The sequence below is a fragment of the Nocardioides sp. genome (assembly GCF_050699375.1).
Taxonomy (GTDB): Bacteria; Actinomycetota; Actinomycetes; order Propionibacteriales; family Nocardioidaceae; genus Nocardioides.
On the sequence record NZ_JBOHDN010000283.1, the window covers coordinates 1 to 22,093 of the forward strand.

Genomic DNA, 22,093 nt, shown 5'->3' on the forward strand with positions numbered 1-22,093 from the left:
GAGCAGGGTCGCAACGCGAAAAGGTCGAGCGAGCGCAGCGGCTGAGCTTGCGAAGCCGCGAAGCGGGTCGAGACCCAGCCTAAGAAGCCTCATCACAACGAACGCCCGGGTGTACGAGACCCGGGCGTTCGGCAACTTCGTTCCCCCACGCCGAGTCGGCTCGTCACAACGCGCCGACTCGGCGGCGATCGGCGTCAGGACGAGCCGACTCGATGGGAATGACGTCCTACGGCAGCGTCTTGATCAGCCACTCGACATACCCGCTGATGTCGGTGACGACCCCAGGAGCAGCGGCGTTGGCCTGAGTAACGGTCTTGCCGAGCAGCCGGATGCTGCAGGAGTCGACAGCACGGTTGGTGTCCCAGCCCTCGGCGAGGTCGGGGAAGCGGGACGACAGCTCCGCGGCACAGATCCCGCGCCGCTCGGAGATCGAGGCCCAGCTGCCGTCTTCGGTCGGAGTCGGGCTCGGGCTGGGAGTGGGGGATGCCGACGCGCTGGGCTCTCTCTGCGGCTTGCCCGGCTTGGCGCTGGTCGAGGCCTTCGGCCCCGTGGCGGGCCGCTTCTTCGCGGGCTTCTTGTCCGCCTGTCGACCGGTATCGGTCGCGCTGCCGGCACCGCTCGGCCCTACGTGCGCCGGTGAACCGGCGGCGAGCTCGATGTCGTCGCTGCCGTAGGGGCTGTCGGCATAGCCCCTGGCGATCTTCAGCACGGTCGCGACGTACGCCTCGCTGTGGTTGTAGCGCGTGAGCGCAGCCCGCCTGCCCTTGGCAGTCGAGACATCCTCGTCGCCCGAGCAGAGATAGACGGCGGCGGCGAGGGCGGCGTCGTCGATGTCCTGGGGGTCGCGTACGCCGTCGCCGTCTCCGTCGACGGCCACCAGCGGCCAGGTCGACGGGATGAACTGCATCGGCCCGACCGCTCGGTCACCGTTGGTGAGCTTGTCGACCGCGCCGGCATCGGTGTCGGGTCCGGGGTCGCCGGCGGCCGAGGTCAGCGCCGGGCCGTAGATAGGGGGAGCGGCCTTGCCCGCATCATCGAGCCGGCTGCTCTTCAGGCGCCCGTGGTCGGACTCGACCATCCCGACGGCGGCGAGCAGCGTCCAGTCGAGGGCGCAGGCGCGGTCGGCTGTCGTGACCACGGCCGCCGCTCGCTGGTAGGCGGCGAGGGCAGTCATCGGGATGCCGCTCCCGTTCGCCATCGCGATGGCGACGGCGCCGGTCCGAGCGCCCTCGTGGGCACCCTGTGCCGGTGCGGGCCTGGTGACGCTCGCCGGAGCCTCGATCGCCGACGTCACCAGGGTCTCCCCGCCGGGGAGCTCGACGGAGTCGACCGGGTCGAACCCGGCGCCGGTGGTGGCTGCGGTCCAGCCGGCCGAGAGCGCGGCCAGCGGCACGAGTGCGGCGAACACGGACAGTTGGCCTAGACGCTTCTTGAACAACGACGCTCCCTCTCGAAATCCCGGGGGGAGTATGTCAGGAGGAGTGGCGGCGGTCACTTGCCGGGTCCCGCTCAGTGGGCCCCTGTGCGGTGATTTCGTGAACTCGTCGAGATCACGGACAATTGACAAGTTGCGAGAGCAACACAGCAGGTGGCAGAGGCCGGAACGTACCAGCGGCTTCGTCATGACCACGAGAAGGAAGAGATCTCAGAATGCCTCCGAAGAAGAAGATCGCAGCGCTCGTCAAGGTGCAGCTGCAGGCCGGTGCCGCTACCCCGGCCCCGCCGGTCGGTACCGCGCTCGGTCCGCACGGCGTCAACATCATGGAGTTCTGCAAGGCGTACAACGCCCAGACCGAAGCGATGCGCGGCAACGTGATCCCCGTCGAGATCACCATCTACGAGGACCGCAGCTTCACCTTCATCACCAAGACCCCGCCGGCCGCTGAGCTGATCAAGAAGGCCGCCGGCCTGAAGAAGGGCTCCTCGGTCCCGCACACGGACAAGGTCGGCAAGCTGACCAAGGACCAGGTGCGCGAGATCGCCACGACCAAGCTGCCCGACCTCAACGCGGAGAGCATCGAGTCCGCGATGAAGATCGTCGAGGGCACCGCCCGCTCGATGGGCGTCACCACCGACTGACCGTGGGAGAGCCGCGCTGGCTCGCTAACCACATCTCCTCTTAACCACTAAGGAATTCACCATGCAGCGCAGCAAGACCTACCGCGCGGCGTCGGAGACGTTCGACCAGAACGAGCTCTACGCCCCGCTGGCCGCGATCAAGATCGCCAAGTCCTCCAGCAAGAAGAAGTTCGACGAGACCGTTGACGTCGTCATGCGTCTCGGCGTCGACCCCCGCAAGGCCGACCAGATGGTGCGCGGCACCGTCAGCCTGCCCCACGGCACCGGTAAGACGATGCGCGTCATCGTCTTCGCCGCTGCTCCCGACAAGGCCGAGGCCGCTCGCGCGGCCGGCGCCGACGTCGTCGGCGGCGACGACCTCATCGAGAAGGTCTCCGGCGGTTGGCTCGACTTCGACTCCGTCGTCGCGACCCCCGACATGATGGGCAAGGTCGGTCGTCTCGGCCGCGTGCTCGGCCCCCGTGGCCTCATGCCGAACCCGAAGACCGGCACCGTCACCCCGGACCCGGCCAAGGCCGTGACCGACATCAAGGGCGGCAAGATCGACTTCCGGGTCGACCGTCACGCCAACCTTCACTTCATCATCGGCAAGGCCTCCTTCTCCGAGGCTCAGCTCGCCGAGAACTACGCCGCTGCTCTCGAGGAGGTGCTTCGTCTGAAGCCGTCCTCCTCCAAGGGCCGCTACCTGAAGAAGGTCACCGTCTCCACGACCATGGGCCCGGGTGTCCAGGTCGACCCGAACCGCATCAAGAATGTGGCGGGTGAGGAAGAGGCGTAAGCCTCTCGATCTCACATGATGATCCGCCACCCTGAGGGGTGGCGGACCATCGGCGTCTAAAGCGTCGTAGAGTGCGGCCCATGAATCTGCGGAAGCTCGCTGCTGCCCTGACCGTTCCTGCTCTGGGGCTGGCACTCACCGCCTGCGGTGGCGGTGACGAAGGGGGCACATCCTCCTCGGGTGCGAAGCTGGTCAAGGCCGACACCCTGACCATCTGTACGCACCTTCCCTACAAGCCGTTCGAGTTCAACGAGGGCGGCGAGGTCGTCGGCTTCGACATCGACGTGCTCAACATCGCGGCCGAGGCCGAGAAGCTCGAGACCGAGGTCGTCAACATCGGCTGGGAGACCATCGTCTCCGGCGAGGCGCTCAACTCGGGCAAGTGCGACGTCTCCGCCGGCGCGATGACGATCACCGAAGAGCGCGAGAATGTCATGGACTTCACCGAGCCCTACTTCGAGGCCACCCAGGCGCTGCTCACCAAGAAGGGTGCAGGCTACGCCGCGCTCGACGACCTCGGCGGCAAGACCATCGCGGTCCAGGAGGCCACCACGGGGGCCGACTACGTCAAGGAGCACGCTCCCAAGGACACCAAGATCATCACCCTCGAGGACTCCGCGCTGATGATGCAGGCGGTCAAGTCCGGCAAGGCCGACGCCGGCGTCAACGACAACGGTCTGCTCTACGACTTCGTCAAGTCCAACACCGACATGGAGATCACCAGCGAGTTCCAGACCGGTGAGGCGTACGGCTTCACGGTCAAGAAGGGCGGCAACGACAAGCTGCTCGACGTGCTCAACAAGGGCATCAACGACAAGGCCGCCTACGACAAGGTCTACCAGAAGTGGTTCGGGGAGGCTGCCGCCCAGTGACGGGCGCGGCAGTAGTTCCCAAGAAGCGGATGTCGCCGCGTAGACGCGCGGCCCTCTTCCGCTATGTCCAGTACGCCATCCTGGTCGCGTTGGTGGTGCTCGTCGCCCTCATCGCCGACTGGGGCGAGATCAGGCGTGCCTTCCTCGATCTGGATATCGCGGGGCAGCAGTTTCCCAACGTCATCGTGATCGCGTTGAAGAACACGATCATCTACACCGCCTGCGGGTTCGTCTTCGGGCTGGCGCTCGGTCTGGTGCTCGCGCTGATGAGGCTCTCCAGCGTTGGCCCCTACCGGTGGATCTCCACGGGCATCATCGAGTTCTTCCGCGGCCTACCCGCGCTGGTCGTCTTCCTGGTGCTCGGCCTCGGTTACTCGCTGGCCTTCGGGAGTCAGCTCCCGGGCGGCAACCTCGGCACGGTGACGCTGGCGCTCGGTCTGGTCGGCGGCGCTTATATGGCCGAGACGATCCGGGCCGGCATCCAGGCCGTGCCGAAGGGACAGTACGAAGCGGCGCGCACCCTGGGCATGACGCACACGCGGGCGATGGTGACGATCGTGCTCCCGCAGGCGTTCCGGGTGATCCTGCCGCCGCTGACCAACGAGCTGATCCTGCTCACCAAGGACTCCTCGCTGGTCTACATCCTCGGGCTCTCGCTGGATGAGTACGAGCTGACCGCCTTCGGTCGTGAGGCCATGAACTCCAACGCCAACCTGACTCCGATGGTCACCATCGCGCTCTGCTACCTGCTGATCACGGTGCCGCTCTCGATCGTCGTACGCCGCATGGAAGCCAAGTCGGGGAAGGCCCGCTGATGACTCAGACGCTCTCTGATCGTGGCGCAGCCGCGATCGACGTACAGCAGCTGCACAAGTACTTCGGCGACAACGAGGTGCTCAAGGGCATCGACTTCCACATCGGAAGGGGCGAGGTCGTCTGTGTGGTCGGGCCATCGGGGTCCGGGAAGTCGACCCTGCTGCGCTGCGTGAACCTGCTCGAGCAGCCGACCAGCGGCACCATCCTGGTCGAGGGCGACGAGATCACCGACCCGGATGCCGACGTGGACGCTCTCCGCGCTCGGATCGGGATGGTCTTCCAGCAGTTCAACCTCTTCCCGCACATGACGGTGCTGCGCAACCTGACCGTCTCTCAGGAGAAGGTGCTCAAGCGCGGCCGGGCCGAAGCGACGCAGATCGCGAAGGTCAACCTGGAGAAGGTCGGACTCTCGGACAAGGCCGACGCCTACCCGGCCCACCTCTCCGGTGGCCAGCAGCAGCGCGTCGCGATCGCGCGGGCGCTGTCGATGAATCCCGACATGATGCTCTTCGACGAGCCGACCTCGGCGCTCGACCCCGAGCTCGTCGGCGACGTACTCGCGGTCATGAAGGACCTGGCCTCCGAGGGCATGACGATGATGGTCGTCACCCACGAGATGACCTTCGCTCGTGAGGTGGCCGACAAGGTCGTCTTCATGGACGGGGGCGTGATCGTCGAGGAGGGTGTGCCCGCCGACGTGCTCAGCAACCCCCAGCACGAGCGCACCCAGGCGTTCCTCGCCCGAGTGCTCTGAGCTCATCCAGATAGTCCCAGACGTTCTGGCCCTTCTACCGATGAGTAATGGGCGCGAACGTCTGGGACTATCTCATTGAGACACGAGTGCTGACGGCGGCCAAGGCCAGACACAGGGCTGCCCCGGCGAACCAGACCGTCGGAACGCCGTGCCCCATCAGCAACGTGGCTGCCAACGGCCCGATGGTCTGCGCGATCCCCCAACAGGTTCCGTACGTCGCCAGGTAGCCCGCGCGTGAGCCGCTGGTCGCCAGCCCGGCCACGAGCGCGATCGGTGGGCCGAGAAGGAGAACCTCGCCGAGCGCGACGATCGCGGTGCCCACGGCGAGGAGCGGCAGCGGTGCTGCGTACGCGATCACGGCGAAGCCGACTGCCATCAGGACCAGTCCCGCGCGGATGAGGGTGAACGGCCGGGCCGCGGCACCCTTGAGGAGGCGCTGGCCGGCGATCGTGACGAGAGCGGCGACCAGGAGCAACCAGCCGGTGTCTGCCGTGTCGTGACCGCGTGCGGAGACGGTGAGCGGGAGCGAGATCGTGCTCAGGATCCAGGCCGTTGCGAAGCCGGTGCCCAGTGCGAGCATCGTCAGCAGCCGCCGGTCACGCCATGGGCTCGTCCCGGAGCGCCGTTCGGAGCGTTGCGTGCTGGTGTCGCGTACGAGTGCCAGGACGAGGCCCGCGGCGCAGAGGCACGTCACTGCGTCGGCGACGAAGAGAAGGCGCAGGTCGACGCCGCCCAACGTGGCCGCCAGGGCGCCCGCCGCTACGCCGGCGACAGCCATGGCTGCGCCATAGAGGCCGTACGCCTGCGGCCGCCGTTCGACCTCGACCGACTCGGCGATCAGCGCCTGGGATGCGGGCTCGTAGATCTCGTACGCCAGGCCCAGCAGCGTCGCGCCGACGAGGGCGCCGATGACCCCTGAGGAGGCCGCGATCACCAGCTGCGCCGCGGCGCAGGCGATCAGTCCCGCGACGATGGTCGGACGCCGGCCGATGGTGTCGGCCATCCAACCGCCGAGCAGTCGCGACGGGATGGTCGCCGCCCCGAAGACCGTGACGACGGCTCCGGCGGTGGCGAGCGAGGCGCCGTGCACCTCGACCAGGGTCACTGCGAGGAAGGTCATCGCGAACGATCCGAGCCGGTTGACCGCCCGGGCGATCACCAGCGCGATCAGCGATCGGGGCCACCGGGTACGGCGGTGACTGGTCAATGATTGAATGGCGGTCATGGGCGAGACGGTAGATCCAAGCATCGTGACTGGTCAAATACATTTCGACAGTCATGTGCACACGGTGACCGAGCAGGCGTGCAAGCTCGTCAACGCGCTGACTCCTGGTCACGACGGCACCCACGCCGTGGAGCCGCCGCCGACTGGGCAGCGTGCTCAGGTCGTACGTGATCTGCTGACCCGCCCCGACTACAAGCCACGGGTCGAGGAGGCCGACGCCGACGGGATGGTCGCGCTCGCCGATTCGCTGCGAGTCGTGTTCGAGGCGGCCGCGGACGGTGACCTCGACACCGCGGCGACCACGGTCAACTCCCTCCTGCGTGAGATGGGCTCGGTCCCACAGCTCGACCGCGCGCGTGGGGGAGGATGGGCGCTTCACTTCCACGGTCGCGAACACGGCCTCGTCGTCGGCTGGGGCGCCGGGATCGCCGCCGGTCTCGCGCTGGCGATCGGCTCCGACCTCGCCGGCCGTCTCGGCCTCTGCAAGGCCGACCCCTGCGACCGCGTCTTCGTCGACACCTCCAAGAACGCCGGCCGCCGCTTCTGCTCCACCCGCTGCCAGAGCCGGATGAAGGCGGCGGCCCACCGCGCCCGCCAGCGATAGTTCGGGGCGTTCTGGTCGTTCTACTGGTGCGTAATGGGCTCGAACGTCCCGAACTACTTCTAGAGTTGCGGCGTGCGAACCGATCCCGGGATGGACTGCTCTGCTGCGCTGGAGTGGGTCGAGGAGATGCTCGGGGAGCCGACCCGCGACGTACGGCCCCTTGTTGGCGGCGCGACGGGAGAGATGCTCGCGCTTCGGACCGAATCAGGAAACGAGGCCGTCCTTCGGCTCACGACCAATGAGCCTTGGCGTACGCACGGGGCGACCCTCAACGGACGCGAGGCCGAGATCCAGGAGATGCTGGCGGGGAGTGGGGTGCCTGCGCCGCGGTCACTCGCCCTGGACCGTCACGGGGAACGGTGTGAGCATCCGGCGCATCTGATGACACTGCTTCCCGGGCAGGTCGACCAGCTGAGGACGGATCCCGACTCGCTCGGTCTGCTCGCGCAGCTGCTCGCCGATATCCATGCGATCGAGCCGACCATCCACGTGCGGGACTATCAGTCGTGGGCTTGGGAGGAGAAGTTCGTGATCCCGGACTGGGCTGCTGATCGAGGGCTGTGGGACGACGCCTTCGCGTTGCTGAGTACGGCCCCTCCGGCGTACGAGCCCTGTTTCATTCACCGCGACTTCGCGCTGCGCAATGTGCTCTGGGCGGATAGTGAGATCAGCGGAATCGTCGACTGGGTCGAGACCTCGATCGGGCCGGCGTGGCTGGACGTTGCGCATTGTTCGTCGAACATCGCCGTTCGCCAGGGCTGCGTGCCGGCGGATGCGTTCGCGGATGCCTATGTCGCGCGGACCGGCCGGGAGTCCCAGCCGTACTTCGACGTGATGGACCTCGTCGGGTTCCTGCCGCCGCCGGGTCGTCCGCCGATCTGGTCCGACCCGGCAATGCTCGTGCGGCTCGAGGAACGGCTCGCTGCGGTCCTGCCGCGCTGCAAGTAGGGTCGGCCGCGTGCTGACGCCTGACGACCTCCTGGTGACCCTCGGCGAGCTGCAGTCGGAGTTCGCCGACGCGCTGCGGCGGGCCGACCCGGACCTGCCGGTGCCTTCGTGCGACGACTGGTCGGTCGGAGATCTGGCCGACCACCTGGCCGGCATCCATCACTGGGCCGCGGCGATGGCGCGGGATGTCGACGAGGAGCCGCTGCCGGTCCCGTTGGACCTGGTGGCGACGTACGAGGCACAGGCTGCCGAGCTGCGCGAGACGCTCACGGCGCTGGGGCCGGACGCGACCGGCAGGATCCTCAGCGGGCTGACCGAGGACGGGCTGGGACCGGTCTCGTTCTGGTTCCGGCGCCAGGTGCACGAGACCCTCGTCCACCTCTGGGACATCCGGATGGCGCTCGAGCTCCCCGCCCCCGAGGCGACGGCGGAGCTCTGGGCCGACACCGTCGATGAGGTGCTGACCGTCATGTATCCGCGCCAGATCGCGCTGAAGCGTACGCGGAAGGTCGTGACTCGCATCGAGCTCGTCGCCACCGATGCCGACCGCACCTGGGTGATCGGTGCGCCCAACGCGGTGCAGAAGGTCGCCGTCTCCGGGGTTGCCCGCGACCTGGCGCTGTTGCTCTGGGGCCGTACGTCGCCGCGCACTGCCGGCTTGACCGTCACCGGCGACGCCGAGGCGCTCGACGTCGCCCTGGAACGCGCGATCGTCCCGTAGGCCTGCGTCGGCCTCAGCGATCCGCGAGCCGTGCGCGGTCCGCGTGACCGGTCCAGTAGCCGACCCAGACGGACCCGACGAGCGCGAAGATCCCGATCGCGATCGGCGCCGTGGCCAGGGTGAACGCGGCGGCCAGTCCCGAGACGAGCAGCGGGCCGCCGGTGCCACCGATGTCGCCGCACAGCCGCCAGCCGCCGAGGAACTGGGCGCGCCCGTCGGCTGGTGCGGCATCGGCGCCGAGGGTCATGACGATCCCCGAGCCGAGCCCGTTGCCGATGGCGATCAGGGCCATCACGGCGCCCAGGCTGAGCGCGTCATGGGTGAGCGGCAGCAGCAGACAGCCGACGCCGACGGTGAGCACCACCGGGATGGCCACGACCTGACGTCCGCGGCGGTCGAGGAGCCAGCCGCCGGGGAAGATCAGTGCGATGTCGACCAGCGCCGCCCCGGCGAAGAGGAGCGAGACGACGGCGGGTTCGAGGTGGATGTGGTCGGCCCAGAGAGGGAGCAGACCGGTGCGTACCGACCGCGAGATCCCGATGATCACGACCGCCACGCCGAGCGTGGCGAACGTCCGGCGATAGGTCCACAGCACGCTGCGTACGCTCAGGTGCCCCTGCTCACGCGACCTGGACCTGCCGAGGTCGGGCATCCAGCCGCCGATCACCGCCGAGCACAGTGACATCGCGGCGGCGAGGAGGAAGACCGAGGGGAGCCCGAGGAGGTGGATGAGCCCCGCGCCGATCAGCGGCCCGATGAAGACCCCGACCCGGAACGACCCACCCAGCAGCGACATCGCCCGCGCGCGGTGGGAGAGCGGGGTCGCGTCGATCAGGAAGCCCTGCCGGGCGATCAGGAACGCCGTCCAGCTCATCCCGCTCACGAACACGGCGATGGAGAGCACAACGACCGAGGTGCTGAGGAACGCCACGGTCATCGCGACCGCATCGAGCGCGCCGGCGCCCATCAACGTACGCCGCTCGCCGATCCTCGCCACCAACGAGCCGGCCGGTAGCGAGGTCGCCAACGAACCGATCCCGAGCAGCGCCACCACGAATGCCGCCATCGACGCGTTCGCGCCGAGGTCCGAGGCGCGCAGAGCCAGGACCGGCATCACCGCACCGTGTCCCATGGCGCTGATGACCGAGGGCGCGTACGCCACGACCGCGATGTCTCGGAACCGGAACTCGCCGTTCGTCTCCGTCGTCACCCCTTTACTCTGCCCGATTCGTTACCGATGCTCACTATCGGGCTGGGTCACGTCCCGTCGAGAAGTCACTTCTGCAGGCCGAAGGGTCACCTTTGCAGGCCGAGAAGTCACGCGGTGACTTCTCGGCCTGCACAACTGACGTCTCGGCCTGCAGAGGTGACGTCTCGGCGGGGAGGGGGTACCAGCGGGAGTGGGCGGCGTCGCGGAAGCGGGTGTCGTAGATCTGGCGTACGCCGGCGAGGGCGACCTTCCATGCCGCAAACGTACGGGTGCCGTCGATTTGGCCTCGCCCCGCGACGTACGCATAATTGTTGCCTGAAACCAGAGACCGCCGGTTGTCAGGTGCGGATGCACCCGATCGAAGGTTCCGCAGGATGCGGACGGCCAGCGCAGGTGAAGAGCAAGACGAGATCGTACGTCACGCCCTGAGCCTGTGCTCGGGGCGTTTGTCATTCACGGGCCCTCGCCGGTGGGATCGATTCCCGGAAGAAGGAGACCCATGGCGCGGGCTGAAAGGCAGGCTGCCGTCGCGGAGATCGCTGAGAAGTTCAGCGCCTCCAGCGGTGCCCTGCTCACCGAGTACCGTGGTCTCACCGTCGGCGAGCTGAAGACTCTTCGCCGCTCGCTCGGTGAGAACGCCAACTATGGCGTGGTCAAGAACACGCTGACCAAGATCGCCGCCAAGCAGAGCGGCATCGAGGGTTTCGACGACCTGCTGACCGGCCCGACCGCGATCGCCTTCATCCAGGGTGACGTCGTCGAGGCGGCCAAGGGTCTGCGTGACTTTGCCAAGGCCAACCCCAACCTTGTCATCAAGGGTGGATACCTCGACGGCAGGGCCATCGACGCTGCTGAGGTTGGCAAGCTTGCCGACCTCGAGTCGCGCGAGGTCCTGCTCGCCAAGCTTGCCGGCGCGATGACCGCGTCGCTGTCGCAGGCGCTCTACGCCTTCAACGCTCTGCCCTCGAAGACCGCGCAGCTCGCTGCCGCTCTCGAGGCCAAGGCCGCGGAGGACCCCTCGATCCTCGCAGGTGGTGCCGCTGAGCCGGCCGCCGCCGAGGAGGCTCCGGCCGAGGCGTGAGTCTCGGTCGTAACTAACCACCACCTGTCACCCGGCTCGCTGCGTACACAAACCAAAGCGCAGAGGGCCACCAAGAAAGGAAATGCCATCATGGCGAAGCTCACCACCGCAGAGCTGCTCGACGCGTTCAAGGAGCTCACCCTCATCGAGCTCTCCGAGTTCGTGAAGGAGTTCGAGGAGACCTTCGGCGTCACCGCCGCTGCTCCGGTTGCCGTCGCCGCCGCTGGCGCCCCGGGCGCCCCGGCCGCCGAGGCCGAGGAGGCCAAGGACGAGTTCGACGTCATCCTCGAGGCCGCTGGCGACAAGAAGATCAACGTCATCAAGGAGGTGCGCGCCCTGACCTCCCTCGGCCTGAAGGAGGCCAAGGAGCTCGTCGAGGGTGCCCCCAAGGCTGTCCTCGAGGCCGCCAACAAGGAGACCGCTGACAAGGCGAAGGAGGCCCTCGAGGCCGCCGGCGCCACCGTCACTGTCAAGTGATCTGAGGGCCATGCGGCCCTAGCTTCATCTGAGCCCGGGCTCGGCGGATTCCGCCGGGCCCGGGCTTGATACATCGTGGAAACAGTTCCACCACAGATGGGCCAGGCCCCAGCGCCGGCTCGGGACCAATCGTCTGCGGGAGGCTACTCAGGAGTAGCCTCCCGCAGGATGTTTTGGTTATCTTGAACACATACCGGGCGCGAAGGGTCGTAATCCGATCGCCGAAGTGTTCGCTGGGGGATTCGTCTCGGGTGGTGATCACCGTCACCGTTCGAGGGCGAATATGGTTTACAAAAGTGTGACACGTGTCGCAGGAAGGCCGTAACCCCCGTCACACTCTGCCGTTAGTCGGGCAGTGGGGGACTTGAGGGAGACCCTCGCGAACTGGAAGGGAGCCGGCCCGGATGGGTGTAGACGTAAAGATCGAAGGGCTGACCAAGAGCTTTGGTAAGCAGCTCATCTGGAAAGACGTCACGTTGACGCTGCCTGCCGGCGAGATCAGCGTGATGCTGGGGCCGTCTGGTACGGGTAAGTCGGTGCTCCTCAAGACCCTGATCGGGCTGATCAAGCCCGACGAGGGGTCTGTGGTCATCGAGGGTGTCGACATCGCCACCTGCTCGGAGAAGGACCTCTACGAGATCCGCAAGCTCTTCGGCGTGCTGTTCCAGGACGGCGCCATGTTCGGGTCGATGGACCTCTTCGACAACGTCGCCTTCCCGCTGCGCGAGCACACCAGGAAGAGCGAGTCCGAGATCCGTGACATCGTGATGGAGAAGATGGATCTCGTCGGTCTCATCGGCGCCGAGAACAAGCTTCCCGGCGAGATCTCTGGTGGTATGCGTAAGCGTGCCGGTCTGGCACGTGCGCTGGTCCTCGACCCCGAGATCCTGCTGATCGACGAGCCGGACTCGGGTCTTGACCCGGTGCGTACGGCGTTCATCAACCAGCTCTTCATCGACCTGAACGCGCAGATCGACGCGACGTTCCTGATCGTGACCCACGACATCAACTCGACGCGTACGGTGCCGGACAACATCGGCCTGCTCTACCACAAGCACCTGGCCATGTTCGGGCCGCGCGAGATGCTGCTGAGCTCGGAGGAGCCGGTGGTTCGGCAGTTCCTCAACGCCCAGACGATCGGCCCGATCGGGATGTCGGAGGAGAAGGACGCCGACGAGCTGGCCGCCGAGAAGGACATGGGTCTGCCGCCGCTGCCGCCGATCCCGATGCAGCTCGAGCCGTCCAACGGCATTCCGCGCAAGTACCAGCGTCCCCCGGGCGCCTGGTGCCGGGAGAACGGCGTCACGCCGCCCCCGGCCTCCTTCCAGAGGGACCCGGGCACGCCGGCTGCCACGACCAAGGCCGACCCGACTGAGGCCCCTCGCTGATGTCATCTCTGACCGCCGCCAGGGTCCTGAAGCCAATCGGGACGGCTGGCTCGCTCTTCGCTTTCGGGCTGGACGTGGGGCGAGCCGTCTTCCGGCGCCCCTTCCAGTTTCGCGAGTTCATCCAGCAGGCCTGGTTCATCGCGTCGGTGACGATCGTCCCGACGGCGCTGGTCGCGATCCCCTTCGGTGCGGTCATCGCTCTGCAGGTCGGTGGACTCGTCGCGCAGTTCGGGGCGCAGTCCTTCGTCGGATCGGCTGCGGTCCTGGCGGTCGTCCAGCAGGCCGCGCCGATCGCGACCGCGCTGCTGGTCGCCGGCGCCGGTGGCTCGGCGATCGCCGCTGACCTCGGTGCCCGGAAGATCCGCGAAGAGCTCGACGCCATGATGGTTCTCGGGATCGACCCGATCCAGCGTCTGGTGGTACCCCGCGTGCTCGCCGCGATGATGATCGCGGTCTTCCTCAACGGCCTGGTCTCGATCGTCGGTGTGATGGGCGGGTACGTCTTCAACGTCATCATCCAGGGCGGCACCCCGGGTGCCTACCTGGCGAGCTTCACCGCGCTGGCGCAGATGGCCGACCTGTGGCAGGGCCTGGCAAAGGCGCTCGTGTTCGGTCTGATCGCGGCGATCGTGGCTTCGTACAAGGGCATGAACGCGGGCGGTGGCCCGAAGGGTGTCGGTGACGCCGTGAACGAGTCGGTCGTCATCACGTTCCTGTTGCTGTTCATCGTGAACTTCGTGATGAGCGCGATCTTCCTGCAGATCATCCCGAGCAAGGCCGGATAGGAGGGCGAGACGAATGGCGAACATCAAGTCGATCTACCAGAAGCCGGCCAAGAGCCTCGACCACCTCGGTGACGAGCTCGGCTTCTACCTGCGCGCGGTCTCGTGGTTCCCGCGCACACTGAGGCGCTACAAGAAGGAGATCCTCCGGATCCTCGCCGAGGTCACCCTCGGCTCGGGTGCGCTGGCCGTCATCGGCGGCACCGTCGGCGTGATCCTGGCGATGACCTTCTTCACCGGAGCCCAGGTCGGGCTCTCCGGCTACACCGCGCTCGACCAACTGGGCACGGCGTCGTTCTCCGGCTTCGTCTCGGCCTACTTCAACACCCGTGAGATCGCGCCGCTGGTCGCTGGCATCGCGCTCGCCGCGACGGTCGGCTGCGGCTTCACGGCCCAGCTCGGCGCGATGCGCATCTCCGAAGAGGTCGATGCCCTCGAGGTGATGGCGATCCCGTCGCTGCCGTTCCTGGTGACCACCCGGATGATCGGCGGCCTGATCGCGATCGTGCCGCTCTATGTGGTCGGTCTGCTGTCCTCCTACGTCGCCACCCGGTTCACCGTGATCCTCTTCTACGGCCAGAGCGCGGGTACGTACGACCACTACTTCAACACGTTCCTGCCGCCCGTCGACGTGCTGTGGTCCTTCGGCAAGGTGCTGATCTTCGCGGTCGTGGTGATCCTGATCCACTGCTACCACGGCTACCACGCCTCCGGCGGCCCCGCCGGCGTCGGCGTCGCGGTCGGTAAGGCCGTGCGGACCAGCATCGTCGCCGTCTCCGTGATCGACCTGATGCTCTCCATGGCGATCTGGGGCTCCACGACGACAGTGAGGTTGGCGGGATGACTCAGACAATCACTCGCGACGGCACCGAGCACCACGTGCCGGCTCCGCACAAGAGGAGCGCGGCCTCGCTCGCCTGGGCCCGGCAGAAGGGGAAGGTCCTCGGGATCGTCTTCATCGCGCTGGTCCTCGGCGCGCTCACCCTGACCTGGGCGCAGTTCACCAACAGGTTCGCCGAGTTCGAGGAGATCACCCTCAAGGCCGACCGGATCGGCCTTCAGCTTCCCGATCGCGCCGACGTCAAGGTCCGCGGCCTGATCGTCGGCGAGGTCCTCGACATGAAGCCCACCGACGAAGGTGCCGAGCTGACCCTGGGTCTGTTCCCCGAGGAGGTCAGCCAGGTCCACCCGGACGTGACCGGAGCGATCCTCCCCAAGACCCTCTTCGGACAGAAGTACGTCTCGCTGGTCCCGCCCGACACCGACTTCAGCGAGCCGATCCAGCCGGGTGCCGTCATCGAGAAGACCAAGATGGCTACCGAGGTTCAAGAGGTGCTGCGCGACCTCTACCCGCTGCTGCGGACCATCCAGCCGGCCGACCTCAACAACACGCTCAACGCGCTCGCCACCGCGCTCGAAGGCCGCGGCGACAAGCTCGGCGAGTCCCTGGACACCCTCGACTCCTACCTGAAGCGGCTGAACCCCGAGATCCCGGCGCTGATCGAGGATCTCGAGCTCGCGACCGAGGTCTCCGGCACCTACCAGGCCGTGCTGCCGGAGCTGGGCCAGATCCTCCGCAACACCATCGTCACCGCGACCACCCTCGAGGACCGCGACGCGCAGCTCAACAAGATGCTGACCGACGTGACCGCGTTCTCGAACACCGCCGACCGTTTCCTCGACGACAACGGGGACACGCTGATCCAGCTCGGTGAGGTCGGCCGGCCGGTCACCAAGGCGCTGGCGCGCTACGCGCCGCTGTTTCCGTGCCTCATCGGGGGCATGGACACCCTGACCGACGAGTTCACCGAGGTGTTCCGCAACTACACGGTCCACATCACGCTGGAGACGCTGCCGCATCAGTCTCGCCCCTACTCGACCAAGGACAAGCCGCGCTTCGGCGAGGACAGCGGTCCCAACTGCGGCGAGCTCCCGAACGCGTCCTGGAACCAGAAGAAGCCGTTCGCGCCCTTCCCCAACAAGGACGACGGCGTCGACGAGCCCACCGGAAAGGGCGTCATGCGCTCCGCCACCGGGTCGAACGAGTTCTCGGCCCTGTCCTACGTCGGTACGTCCGCCGAGGCTGACGTGATCAATGAGCTGTTCGCGCCTGGCATGGGCATGAGCGCCGACGAGGTCCCCGACCTCGGCGCGCTGATGCTCGGTCCGGCCGCACGTGGAGCGGAGGTGAGCTACCAGTGAGCGCAGTCAAGCTCTTCGACGCGAAGACCTTCCAGGACTTCTGGAAGCTGATCATCTTCGTGATCGTCACGACGCTGGCGACCGGCCTGCTCGCGATCACGATCGGCAACGTCACCTTCGGCCAGTCCGATGAGTACAAAGCGGTCTTCACCGACGTCACCGGTGTGAACAAGGGCGACGACGTACGCATCTCCGGGGTGAAGGTCGGCTCGGTCAAGGAGATCGAGATCTCCGACGACGCCCGCAGCGCGGAGGTCACCTTCACGGTCGACAGCGCGCAGCAGATCGCGACCACGACCGAGGCGACGATCAAGTACCGCAACCTGATCGGCCAGCGCTACCTCGCGCTGACCAAGCAGCTGGTGGGCGACGCCTCCGCGATGCAGGAGGGTCAGACGATCCCCGTCGGGCAGACCCACCCGGCGCTCGACCTGACCGTGCTCTTCAACGGGTTCAAGCCGCTGTTCCAGGCGCTGTCTCCCAGCGACGTCAACACGCTTTCGTACGAGATCGTCCAGGTCTTCCAGGGCGAGGGCGGCACGCTGGAGAGCCTGCTCTCGCACACGGCTTCGTTGACCTCGACGCTCGCCGAGAAGGACCAGGTCATCAACGCCCTGATCGACAACCTCACCGAGGTGCTCGAGCACGTGGGTGACCGCGAGAAGGAGCTCTCGAGCCTGATCGTGACCTTCCGCGACTTCATCGGCGGTCTCAACAACGACCGCGAGGCGATCCTTGGCTCCCTCGACCAGATCTCGGCTCTCTCCGTGGAGACCGCCGACCTGGTGCACGAGGCGAAGGACCCGCTGCTGGCGGACCTGCGCGAGGCCAAGACGTTCTCCGACAAGGTCGCCAAGGACAAGCGACAGCTCGACAAGGCCCTCCAGCTCCAGCCGATCAAGCTGGACAAGATCGGCGCGGCGGCCAGCTACGGTGGTTGGTTCAACTTCTACCTGTGTGGCCTGCGGGGCACGATCAGAGACTCCGAAGGCAAGGACCTCGAAATCCCGATCTACGAGCCCGGTCAAGCGAGGTGCAACCTCGGATGATTCCGTTCCGCGAACGCAACCCTGTCAAGATCGGCGCCGTCTCGATCGCCGTCCTCGTCATGATGCTGGCGATGGCGTTCAAGGCCGACAGCCTGCCGCTGATCGGTGGTGGCACCACCTACTACGCCAACTTCACCGAGGCGGGTGGCCTGAAGACCAGCTCCGAGGTCCGTGTGGCCGGTGTCCGAGTCGGCAAGGTCGACACGATCGAGCTCGACGGCAACCAGGTCAAGGTCGGCTTCAAGATCCGCGAGAAGGTCAACTTCGGTGAGAACTCGGGTGCCAGCGTCCGCGTCAAGACGCTGCTCGGCGACATGTACCTCGAGCTTGAGCCGGCCGGCGAAGGCCAGCTGAACGCGGGCTCCACCATCCCGGTGGACCGTACCGAGTCTCCCTACGACGTCGTCGAGGCGTTCGAAGGTCTGGCCGACACCTCCGCCAACATCGACAAGGACCAGCTCGCCGCGGCGCTCACCACGCTCGCCGACCTGACCCGGTCGACGCCGGAGGAGTTCCAGGCCGCCCTCACCGGCGTCTCGGACCTCTCTCGCAACCTGGCCGCCAAGGACGAACGCATCGAGTCGCTGCTCACCCAGCTCGACCGGGTGACCAAGGTGCTCGACGAGCGCGACGGCGACCTGATCGCCCTGATGAACGACGCCAACCAGCTCTTCACTGCCCTGGTCCAGCGGCGCGAGGCGGTCCACAACCTGCTGATCTCCACGCAACAGCTCGCCAAGGAGCTGACGCAGCTCGTCGACGACAGTCGCGCCGACCTCAAGCCGGCGCTCGAGAGCCTCGACGTGATCCTCGACGTGTTCACGAAGAACGAGGAGAACCTCGAGAAGTCGCTGCGGCTGATGGCGCCCTTCTACAAGGTCTTCAACAACGCCTTGGGCAACGGTCCGTGGTGGGACACCTACATCCAGAACATGCCTCCTGTCCCGGCTCTTACAGGGGGGACCCCATGAACGAGCGTCAGCGAGTGAACCTGATGACCTTCACGCCGCCGCGGCCGTATTCTGGCGCCTGCGTTACGGGGGTGGCGGCAGTGAGCGAGCGTCAGCGAGTGAACCAAAGGGACTTCACGCCGCCGCGGCCGTATTCTGGCGCCTGCGTTACGGGGGTGGCGGCGTGAACAAGTTCATCGTTCCGATCATCATCGGCGCGCTCATCCTCGGCGTCGGTGCCTGGGCCCTGGTCCGCGACACCGGCGAGAAGACGCTGGTGGCGCACTTCCCGCGGACCGTCTCGGTCTACGAGGGCAGTGACCTGCGCGTGCTCGGTGTCGCGGTCGGTGAGGTGACCGAGGTGAAGCCGAACGGCACCGACGTCAAGGTCACCATGGAGTACGCGAGCGACGTCGACCTTCCCGCAGACGGGAAGGCCGTGATCATCTCTCCCTCGATCGTCGGCGACCGCTACGTCCAGGTCACGCCCGCCTTCGACGGCGGCAAGAAGATGGCCGATGGCGCGGTGCTGAGCACCGACAAGACCTCGGTCCCGGTCGAGCTCGACCAGATCTACTCCAGCGTCGACGACCTGGTGGTCGCGATCGGCCCGGATGGCGCCAACAAGAACGGTGCTCTCACCGACCTGCTTCAGCAGACGGCGAAGAACCTCGGTGGTCAGGGCGAAAAGATCAACTCGACCGTCGGTGACCTCGGCAAGCTGACCAAGACCCTCGACAACCGTGACGAGCAGTTCTTCAACTCGGCCGAGCAGCTCGAAGGCTTCATCGGCACGCTCGCGGAGAACGACCAGACCGTACGCGACTTCGCCCAGGCCCTCGCCGAGGTCTCCTCGATGCTCGAGGGTGAGCGCGAGGAGCTCGCCGCCTCCATGAAGAACCTCTCGGTGGCGCTGACCAAGGTCACCAAGTTCGTGCGGGACAACAAGTCGATCCTGCGCGAGGACATCCAGAGCCTCAACCGGATCGCCAAGGTGCTCGTGCGGCAGCGCAAGGCGTTGGACGAGAGCCTTCGGACCGCGCCGTTGGCGCTGAACAACCTGGGTCTCGCCTACAACCCGGAGACCGGCACGCTCGACACCAACGCCAACATCACCATGGTCCTCGATGAGATCCTCCAGAACCCCGCATCGTTCCTGTGCAGCCTCGTCGACCAGGCGACGGACGGAAGCAGCGCCAAGACCTGCTCGGAGATCCGACAGATGCCGGGGCTGAACCGTTCCGCGGCGATCGGTCTCGGCACGGGTTCCTCCTACGGGGTGCCCTACGACATGTCACTCGGTGGACTGGTGGAGGTGAAGAAGTGATGACGACCATGAAGCGCGCCCTCCAGGCGTTCGTCGGTGTTGTCGCCGGTGCCCTGATGCTGACCGGCTGTGGCACCTTCTCCGTCTATGACCTTCCGCTCCCCGGTGGCGTGGACGCCGGCGACGACGCGATGGCGATCACCGTGCAGTTCCAGGACACGCTCGACCTGGTGCCGCAGTCGACGGTCAAGCTCCAGGACATCGATGTCGGCAAGATCGACAAGATCTGGCTCGACGACGGCGTCGCCACTGTCCGGATGCTGCTGAAGAAGGACGTCAGCCTGCCGACCAACGCGCGGGCCTCGATCCAGCAGACCTCGCTCCTCGGCGAGAAGTTCGTCGCACTCGAGCGCCCGGCCGAGGCCGACCCGACCAAGCTGACCGACGGCGCGACCATCCCGCTCTCGCAGACCGGCCGCAACCCGGAGATCGAAGAGGTCTTCAGCGCGCTGAGCCTGCTGCTCAACGGTGGTGGCGTCGCCCAGCTGAAGACGATCTCGACCGAGCTCAACAAGGCGCTCGCCGGTCGCGAGGACGCCGCGCGCTCGGTGCTCCATCAGATCGAGGCTCTCTCGCGCGAGCTCGACAACAACAAGGAGAAGATCGTCGCGGCGATCGAGGCACTCGATGCGCTGGCGAAGGCCACCAACGCGCAGATGGGTTCCATCGACGCCGCTCTCGAAGAGCTTCCCTCAGCGATCTCGAGCATCGACAAGCAGCGCGGCGACCTGGTCAAGATGCTCAAGGCACTGGAGCGTCTCGGTGATACCGGCGTACGTGTCATCCGGGCGTCCAAGGACAACACCATCGGCATCGTGAAGGACCTCCAGCCGATCCTGTCGAACCTGGCCGACTCCGGCGACAAGTTCGTCCGGGCGATGAACACGATCCTCACCTACCCGTTCGTGGACGCGGCCGTCGGTGGTTCACCGCAGACCGCGCGCAACCTGCACATGGGTGACTTCGTCAACCTCGATGTCACCGTCGATCTCAACCTCGACACGTTGCTCGACAACGCGCCAGACCTCCCCGCCACCGTGTGCTGGGGGAAGAACGAGGTCATCAGGCATCTTCAGGGGAACGAGGGCGAGGATCTCCTGAAACAGCTGAACACGGCGTTGGACAAGGTCTGTAACGGCGACTTCGCGAAGTCTCTGTCGGCGTGCCAAGAGGTGCTGACCGGGGCGCTCTCGGGACGTGGCTCCAGGAGCGACGTAAGTGGGGCCTGCGATGCGCTGCCGTCCGGACTGACCAGCACACTGACGGACCTCCTCGGACTCGACCTGGCCCCCAGCACGAGCGGCGGAACCTCCGGCGGTGACGGTTCGGGCTGCGTACTGCTCCTCTTCTGTCGCGCCGGTGCGACGCCAGGGACGCATGCGGTGACCTACGACGAGCTGAGCAAGGAGCTCGACCCAGGCCTGACTTCGCTGATGATCCCTGCGCTGAGCACCTCGGGCAACACCCACCAGGAGGGCGTCTCATGATCACCCGCCGTACCAAGCTGCAGCTGATGGTCTTCGTGCTGATCACCCTCGTCGGGGTCAGCTTCGTCGGTGCGCGCTATGCGCGTCTGGGGTCCCTGTTCGTCAAGGACCATTACGTCGTGATGGCTCATTTCGCGCAGTCCGGAGGCATCTACAAGGACGCCGAGGTCGACTACCGCGGCGTCAAGATCGGCCAGGTCGGCGAGCTGGTGCTCAATCGCAGCGGTGTCGACGTGACGCTGAAGATCGACAACGACTGGAAGGGCAAGATCCCGGCCGACAGCCTCGCTGTGGTCGGCAACCGCTCCGCCGTCGGTGAGCAGTACGTCGAGCTGCAGCCGCAGTCGAAGGGTGAGCCCTTCCTCGAGGACGGCTCGGAGATCGCCCGCGCCGCCACGACCACGCCGCTCCCGACCGAGAAGCTGCTGGAGGACGTCAGCAGGACGGTGAGCTCGGTCGATCAGAAGGCGCTCACCACGACCGTCGACGAGCTCGGCAAGGGCTTTGCCGGCACCGGTCAAGACCTGCAGACCATCATCGACACCGGCACCGCATTCGTGGAGACCGCCGACCAGAACTTCGGCCTCACCACCCAGCTGATCCGGGACAGCAACACGGTCCTTCAGGGGCAGCTCGACAGCACCTCGGCGATCAAGTCGTTCGCGACCGACCTGGAGCTGTTCACCGGCACGCTGGCCGGGTCCAACAAGGACCTGATCAAGCTGATCGAGAGCGGCTCGGCGGGCGCCACCGAGCTTCGGCTGTTCCTGGAGCAGAACGAAGTGGAGATCGGCGAGCTCCTCAACGAGGTGCTGGTGACCGGCAAGGTCGTCCGGAAGAACCTTCCGGGCGTCAAGCACCTGCTCTCGATCTTCCCGGTCGTGGTCGAGGGCAGCTTCGCGGTTGTCGACGTCGGCCACCCGGGCCTGGCGCAGGCGCACTTCGGAATGGCGCTGACTACGCAGACGCCGTGCAAGCAGGGCTACGAGAGCACGAAGAAGCGCAGCCCGCTCGACCTGCAGAGCCGTCCGTTCAACACCGAGGTCTCCTGCACCGAGGACCCGACCAAGTCCAACGCGCGCGGTTCCAGCCAGACGCCGCGCGCGGCTGTGGGCGGCCCGGACTCGGTGGCGAGCTTCGACCCGAAGACCGGCAAGCTCACCTGGGGCGAGCCCGAGGACAGCTCGGTCTCGACCGCGGCCCCGTCCTCCTACGGCGACGACGCCTGGAAGTGGCTCTACCTCCAGCCGATGGAGACCGAGTAGCCGAGCCACCCTGACGTGGCCGACCGGGTTCGGGACCCCGGAACGCCGCCAAGCCGACCGTTTCGCCTGGAGCGTACG

Annotated in this window: 22 protein-coding genes; 19 read left to right on the forward strand and 3 right to left on the reverse strand. The window is 66.7% G+C overall.

Annotation, left to right across the window (positions count from 1 at the left end; genetic code table 11):
- Positions 1-226: 226 nt before the first annotated feature.
- On the reverse strand, positions 227-1,408 hold the full coding sequence (locus ACRDPS_RS20345) for a lytic transglycosylase domain-containing protein (RefSeq protein WP_431503481.1): 1,182 nt from the start codon (positions 1,406-1,408) through the stop codon (positions 227-229).
- Between the two features lie 242 nt (positions 1,409-1,650).
- Between ACRDPS_RS20345 and rplK the strand changes: the two genes are divergently transcribed.
- The 5 genes from rplK (at position 1,651) to ACRDPS_RS20370 (ending at position 5,299) form a co-directional block, all read left to right on the forward strand.
- Positions 1,651-2,079, forward strand: coding sequence for a 50S ribosomal protein L11 (gene rplK, locus ACRDPS_RS20350; protein ID WP_431503482.1), 429 nt, complete (start codon positions 1,651-1,653; stop codon positions 2,077-2,079).
- 61 nt (positions 2,080-2,140) lie between these two features.
- Positions 2,141-2,857: a 50S ribosomal protein L1 gene (gene rplA, locus ACRDPS_RS20355; protein WP_431503483.1), complete on the forward strand. Its 717-nt coding sequence runs from the start codon at positions 2,141-2,143 to the stop codon at positions 2,855-2,857.
- Positions 2,858-2,937: 80 nt separating this feature from the next.
- Positions 2,938-3,729 (forward strand): transporter substrate-binding domain-containing protein, encoded by a 792-nt coding sequence (locus tag ACRDPS_RS20360; protein ID WP_431503484.1) that lies wholly within the window; start codon positions 2,938-2,940, stop codon positions 3,727-3,729.
- A 29-nt stretch (positions 3,730-3,758) separates the two neighbouring features.
- Entirely contained in the window at positions 3,759-4,544 is a 786-nt protein-coding gene (locus tag ACRDPS_RS20365) for an amino acid ABC transporter permease (protein WP_431503485.1), read from the forward strand.
- Complete coding sequence (locus ACRDPS_RS20370) at positions 4,544-5,299, forward strand: amino acid ABC transporter ATP-binding protein (RefSeq protein ID WP_431503486.1); 756 nt, start codon at positions 4,544-4,546, stop codon at positions 5,297-5,299. Before ACRDPS_RS20365 ends, ACRDPS_RS20370 begins: the two co-directional genes overlap by 1 nt.
- Positions 5,300-5,366: 67 nt before the next feature.
- Here ACRDPS_RS20370 and ACRDPS_RS20375 read toward each other — a convergent pair whose 3' ends face one another.
- Complete coding sequence (locus tag ACRDPS_RS20375) at positions 5,367-6,524, reverse strand: MFS transporter (protein ID WP_431503487.1); 1,158 nt, start codon at positions 6,522-6,524, stop codon at positions 5,367-5,369.
- A gap of 64 nt (positions 6,525-6,588) precedes the next feature.
- On the opposite strand from ACRDPS_RS20375, the gene ACRDPS_RS20380 reads away from it, so the two are divergent.
- The 3 genes from ACRDPS_RS20380 (at position 6,589) to ACRDPS_RS20390 (ending at position 8,797) form a co-directional block, all read left to right on the forward strand.
- A complete protein-coding gene (locus ACRDPS_RS20380) occupies positions 6,589-7,128 on the forward strand; it encodes a CGNR zinc finger domain-containing protein (protein ID WP_431503488.1) in 540 nt (179 codons plus the stop codon).
- A 72-nt stretch (positions 7,129-7,200) separates the two neighbouring features.
- The gene (locus ACRDPS_RS20385; protein ID WP_431503489.1) at positions 7,201-8,076 is read left to right on the forward strand and encodes a phosphotransferase family protein; all 876 of its coding nucleotides are present in this window, start codon (positions 7,201-7,203) and stop codon (positions 8,074-8,076) included.
- Positions 8,077-8,086: 10 nt separating this feature from the next.
- Positions 8,087-8,797: a maleylpyruvate isomerase family mycothiol-dependent enzyme gene (locus ACRDPS_RS20390; RefSeq protein WP_431503490.1), complete on the forward strand. Its 711-nt coding sequence runs from the start codon at positions 8,087-8,089 to the stop codon at positions 8,795-8,797.
- A 13-nt stretch (positions 8,798-8,810) separates the two neighbouring features.
- Here ACRDPS_RS20390 and ACRDPS_RS20395 read toward each other — a convergent pair whose 3' ends face one another.
- Entirely contained in the window at positions 8,811-10,007 is a 1,197-nt protein-coding gene (locus ACRDPS_RS20395) for an MFS transporter (protein WP_431503491.1), read from the reverse strand.
- Positions 10,008-10,506: 499 nt separating this feature from the next.
- Between ACRDPS_RS20395 and rplJ the strand changes: the two genes are divergently transcribed.
- From rplJ to ACRDPS_RS20450, 11 genes are all read left to right on the forward strand, one after another.
- The gene (gene rplJ, locus ACRDPS_RS20400; protein ID WP_431503492.1) at positions 10,507-11,088 is read left to right on the forward strand and encodes a 50S ribosomal protein L10; all 582 of its coding nucleotides are present in this window, start codon (positions 10,507-10,509) and stop codon (positions 11,086-11,088) included.
- 90 nt (positions 11,089-11,178) lie between these two features.
- Positions 11,179-11,565, forward strand: coding sequence for a 50S ribosomal protein L7/L12 (rplL, locus tag ACRDPS_RS20405; RefSeq protein ID WP_431503493.1), 387 nt, complete (start codon positions 11,179-11,181; stop codon positions 11,563-11,565).
- A gap of 404 nt (positions 11,566-11,969) precedes the next feature.
- Positions 11,970-12,953 (forward strand): ABC transporter ATP-binding protein, encoded by a 984-nt coding sequence (locus ACRDPS_RS20410; RefSeq protein ID WP_431503494.1) that lies wholly within the window; start codon positions 11,970-11,972, stop codon positions 12,951-12,953.
- A complete protein-coding gene (locus tag ACRDPS_RS20415; protein ID WP_431503495.1) occupies positions 12,953-13,738 on the forward strand; it encodes an MlaE family ABC transporter permease in 786 nt (261 codons plus the stop codon). The genes ACRDPS_RS20410 and ACRDPS_RS20415 overlap by 1 nt, the downstream gene beginning before the upstream one ends.
- Positions 13,739-13,751: 13 nt before the next feature.
- Complete coding sequence (locus ACRDPS_RS20420; RefSeq protein ID WP_431503496.1) at positions 13,752-14,579, forward strand: MlaE family ABC transporter permease; 828 nt, start codon at positions 13,752-13,754, stop codon at positions 14,577-14,579.
- The gene (locus ACRDPS_RS20425; RefSeq protein ID WP_431503497.1) at positions 14,576-15,937 is read left to right on the forward strand and encodes an MCE family protein; all 1,362 of its coding nucleotides are present in this window, start codon (positions 14,576-14,578) and stop codon (positions 15,935-15,937) included. Before ACRDPS_RS20420 ends, ACRDPS_RS20425 begins: the two co-directional genes overlap by 4 nt.
- Positions 15,934-16,986 carry an MCE family protein gene (locus tag ACRDPS_RS20430; RefSeq protein WP_431503498.1) on the forward strand — a complete coding sequence of 351 codons (1,053 nt, stop codon included), beginning with the start codon at positions 15,934-15,936 and terminating at the stop codon, positions 16,984-16,986. Before ACRDPS_RS20425 ends, ACRDPS_RS20430 begins: the two co-directional genes overlap by 4 nt.
- On the forward strand, positions 16,983-17,957 hold the full coding sequence (locus tag ACRDPS_RS20435) for an MCE family protein (protein WP_431503499.1): 975 nt from the start codon (positions 16,983-16,985) through the stop codon (positions 17,955-17,957). The genes ACRDPS_RS20430 and ACRDPS_RS20435 overlap by 4 nt, the downstream gene beginning before the upstream one ends.
- A gap of 163 nt (positions 17,958-18,120) precedes the next feature.
- Entirely contained in the window at positions 18,121-19,263 is a 1,143-nt protein-coding gene (locus ACRDPS_RS20440) for an MCE family protein (protein WP_431503500.1), read from the forward strand.
- Positions 19,263-20,750, forward strand: a complete 1,488-nt coding sequence (locus tag ACRDPS_RS20445; RefSeq protein ID WP_431503501.1) for an MCE family protein — start codon at positions 19,263-19,265, stop codon at positions 20,748-20,750. The genes ACRDPS_RS20440 and ACRDPS_RS20445 overlap by 1 nt, the downstream gene beginning before the upstream one ends.
- On the forward strand, positions 20,747-22,015 hold the full coding sequence (locus ACRDPS_RS20450; RefSeq protein WP_431503502.1) for an MCE family protein: 1,269 nt from the start codon (positions 20,747-20,749) through the stop codon (positions 22,013-22,015). The genes ACRDPS_RS20445 and ACRDPS_RS20450 overlap by 4 nt, the downstream gene beginning before the upstream one ends.
- Positions 22,016-22,093 lie beyond the last annotated feature (78 nt).

What these genes read in the sequence shown, in the direction of transcription:
- ACRDPS_RS20445 (WP_431503501.1), top strand. Translation starts at nt 19,263, where the DNA reads ATGACGACCATGAAGCGCGCCCTCCAGGCGTTCGTCGGTGTTGTCGCC.
- ACRDPS_RS20365 (WP_431503485.1), top strand. Translation starts at nt 3,759, where the DNA reads ATGTCGCCGCGTAGACGCGCGGCCCTCTTCCGCTATGTCCAGTACGCC.
- ACRDPS_RS20450 (WP_431503502.1), top strand. Translation starts at nt 20,747, where the DNA reads ATGATCACCCGCCGTACCAAGCTGCAGCTGATGGTCTTCGTGCTGATC.
- rplJ (WP_431503492.1), top strand. Translation starts at nt 10,507, where the DNA reads ATGGCGCGGGCTGAAAGGCAGGCTGCCGTCGCGGAGATCGCTGAGAAG.
- ACRDPS_RS20420 (WP_431503496.1), top strand. Translation starts at nt 13,752, where the DNA reads ATGGCGAACATCAAGTCGATCTACCAGAAGCCGGCCAAGAGCCTCGAC.
- rplA (WP_431503483.1), top strand. Translation starts at nt 2,141, where the DNA reads ATGCAGCGCAGCAAGACCTACCGCGCGGCGTCGGAGACGTTCGACCAG.
- ACRDPS_RS20410 (WP_431503494.1), top strand. Translation starts at nt 11,970, where the DNA reads ATGGGTGTAGACGTAAAGATCGAAGGGCTGACCAAGAGCTTTGGTAAG.
- ACRDPS_RS20360 (WP_431503484.1), top strand. Translation starts at nt 2,938, where the DNA reads ATGAATCTGCGGAAGCTCGCTGCTGCCCTGACCGTTCCTGCTCTGGGG.
- ACRDPS_RS20435 (WP_431503499.1), top strand. Translation starts at nt 16,983, where the DNA reads ATGATTCCGTTCCGCGAACGCAACCCTGTCAAGATCGGCGCCGTCTCG.
- ACRDPS_RS20415 (WP_431503495.1), top strand. Translation starts at nt 12,953, where the DNA reads ATGTCATCTCTGACCGCCGCCAGGGTCCTGAAGCCAATCGGGACGGCT.
- ACRDPS_RS20375 (WP_431503487.1), bottom strand. Translation starts at nt 6,524, where the DNA reads ATGACCGCCATTCAATCATTGACCAGTCACCGCCGTACCCGGTGGCCC.
- rplK (WP_431503482.1), top strand. Translation starts at nt 1,651, where the DNA reads ATGCCTCCGAAGAAGAAGATCGCAGCGCTCGTCAAGGTGCAGCTGCAG.
- rplL (WP_431503493.1), top strand. Translation starts at nt 11,179, where the DNA reads ATGGCGAAGCTCACCACCGCAGAGCTGCTCGACGCGTTCAAGGAGCTC.
- ACRDPS_RS20425 (WP_431503497.1), top strand. Translation starts at nt 14,576, where the DNA reads ATGACTCAGACAATCACTCGCGACGGCACCGAGCACCACGTGCCGGCT.
- ACRDPS_RS20370 (WP_431503486.1), top strand. Translation starts at nt 4,544, where the DNA reads ATGACTCAGACGCTCTCTGATCGTGGCGCAGCCGCGATCGACGTACAG.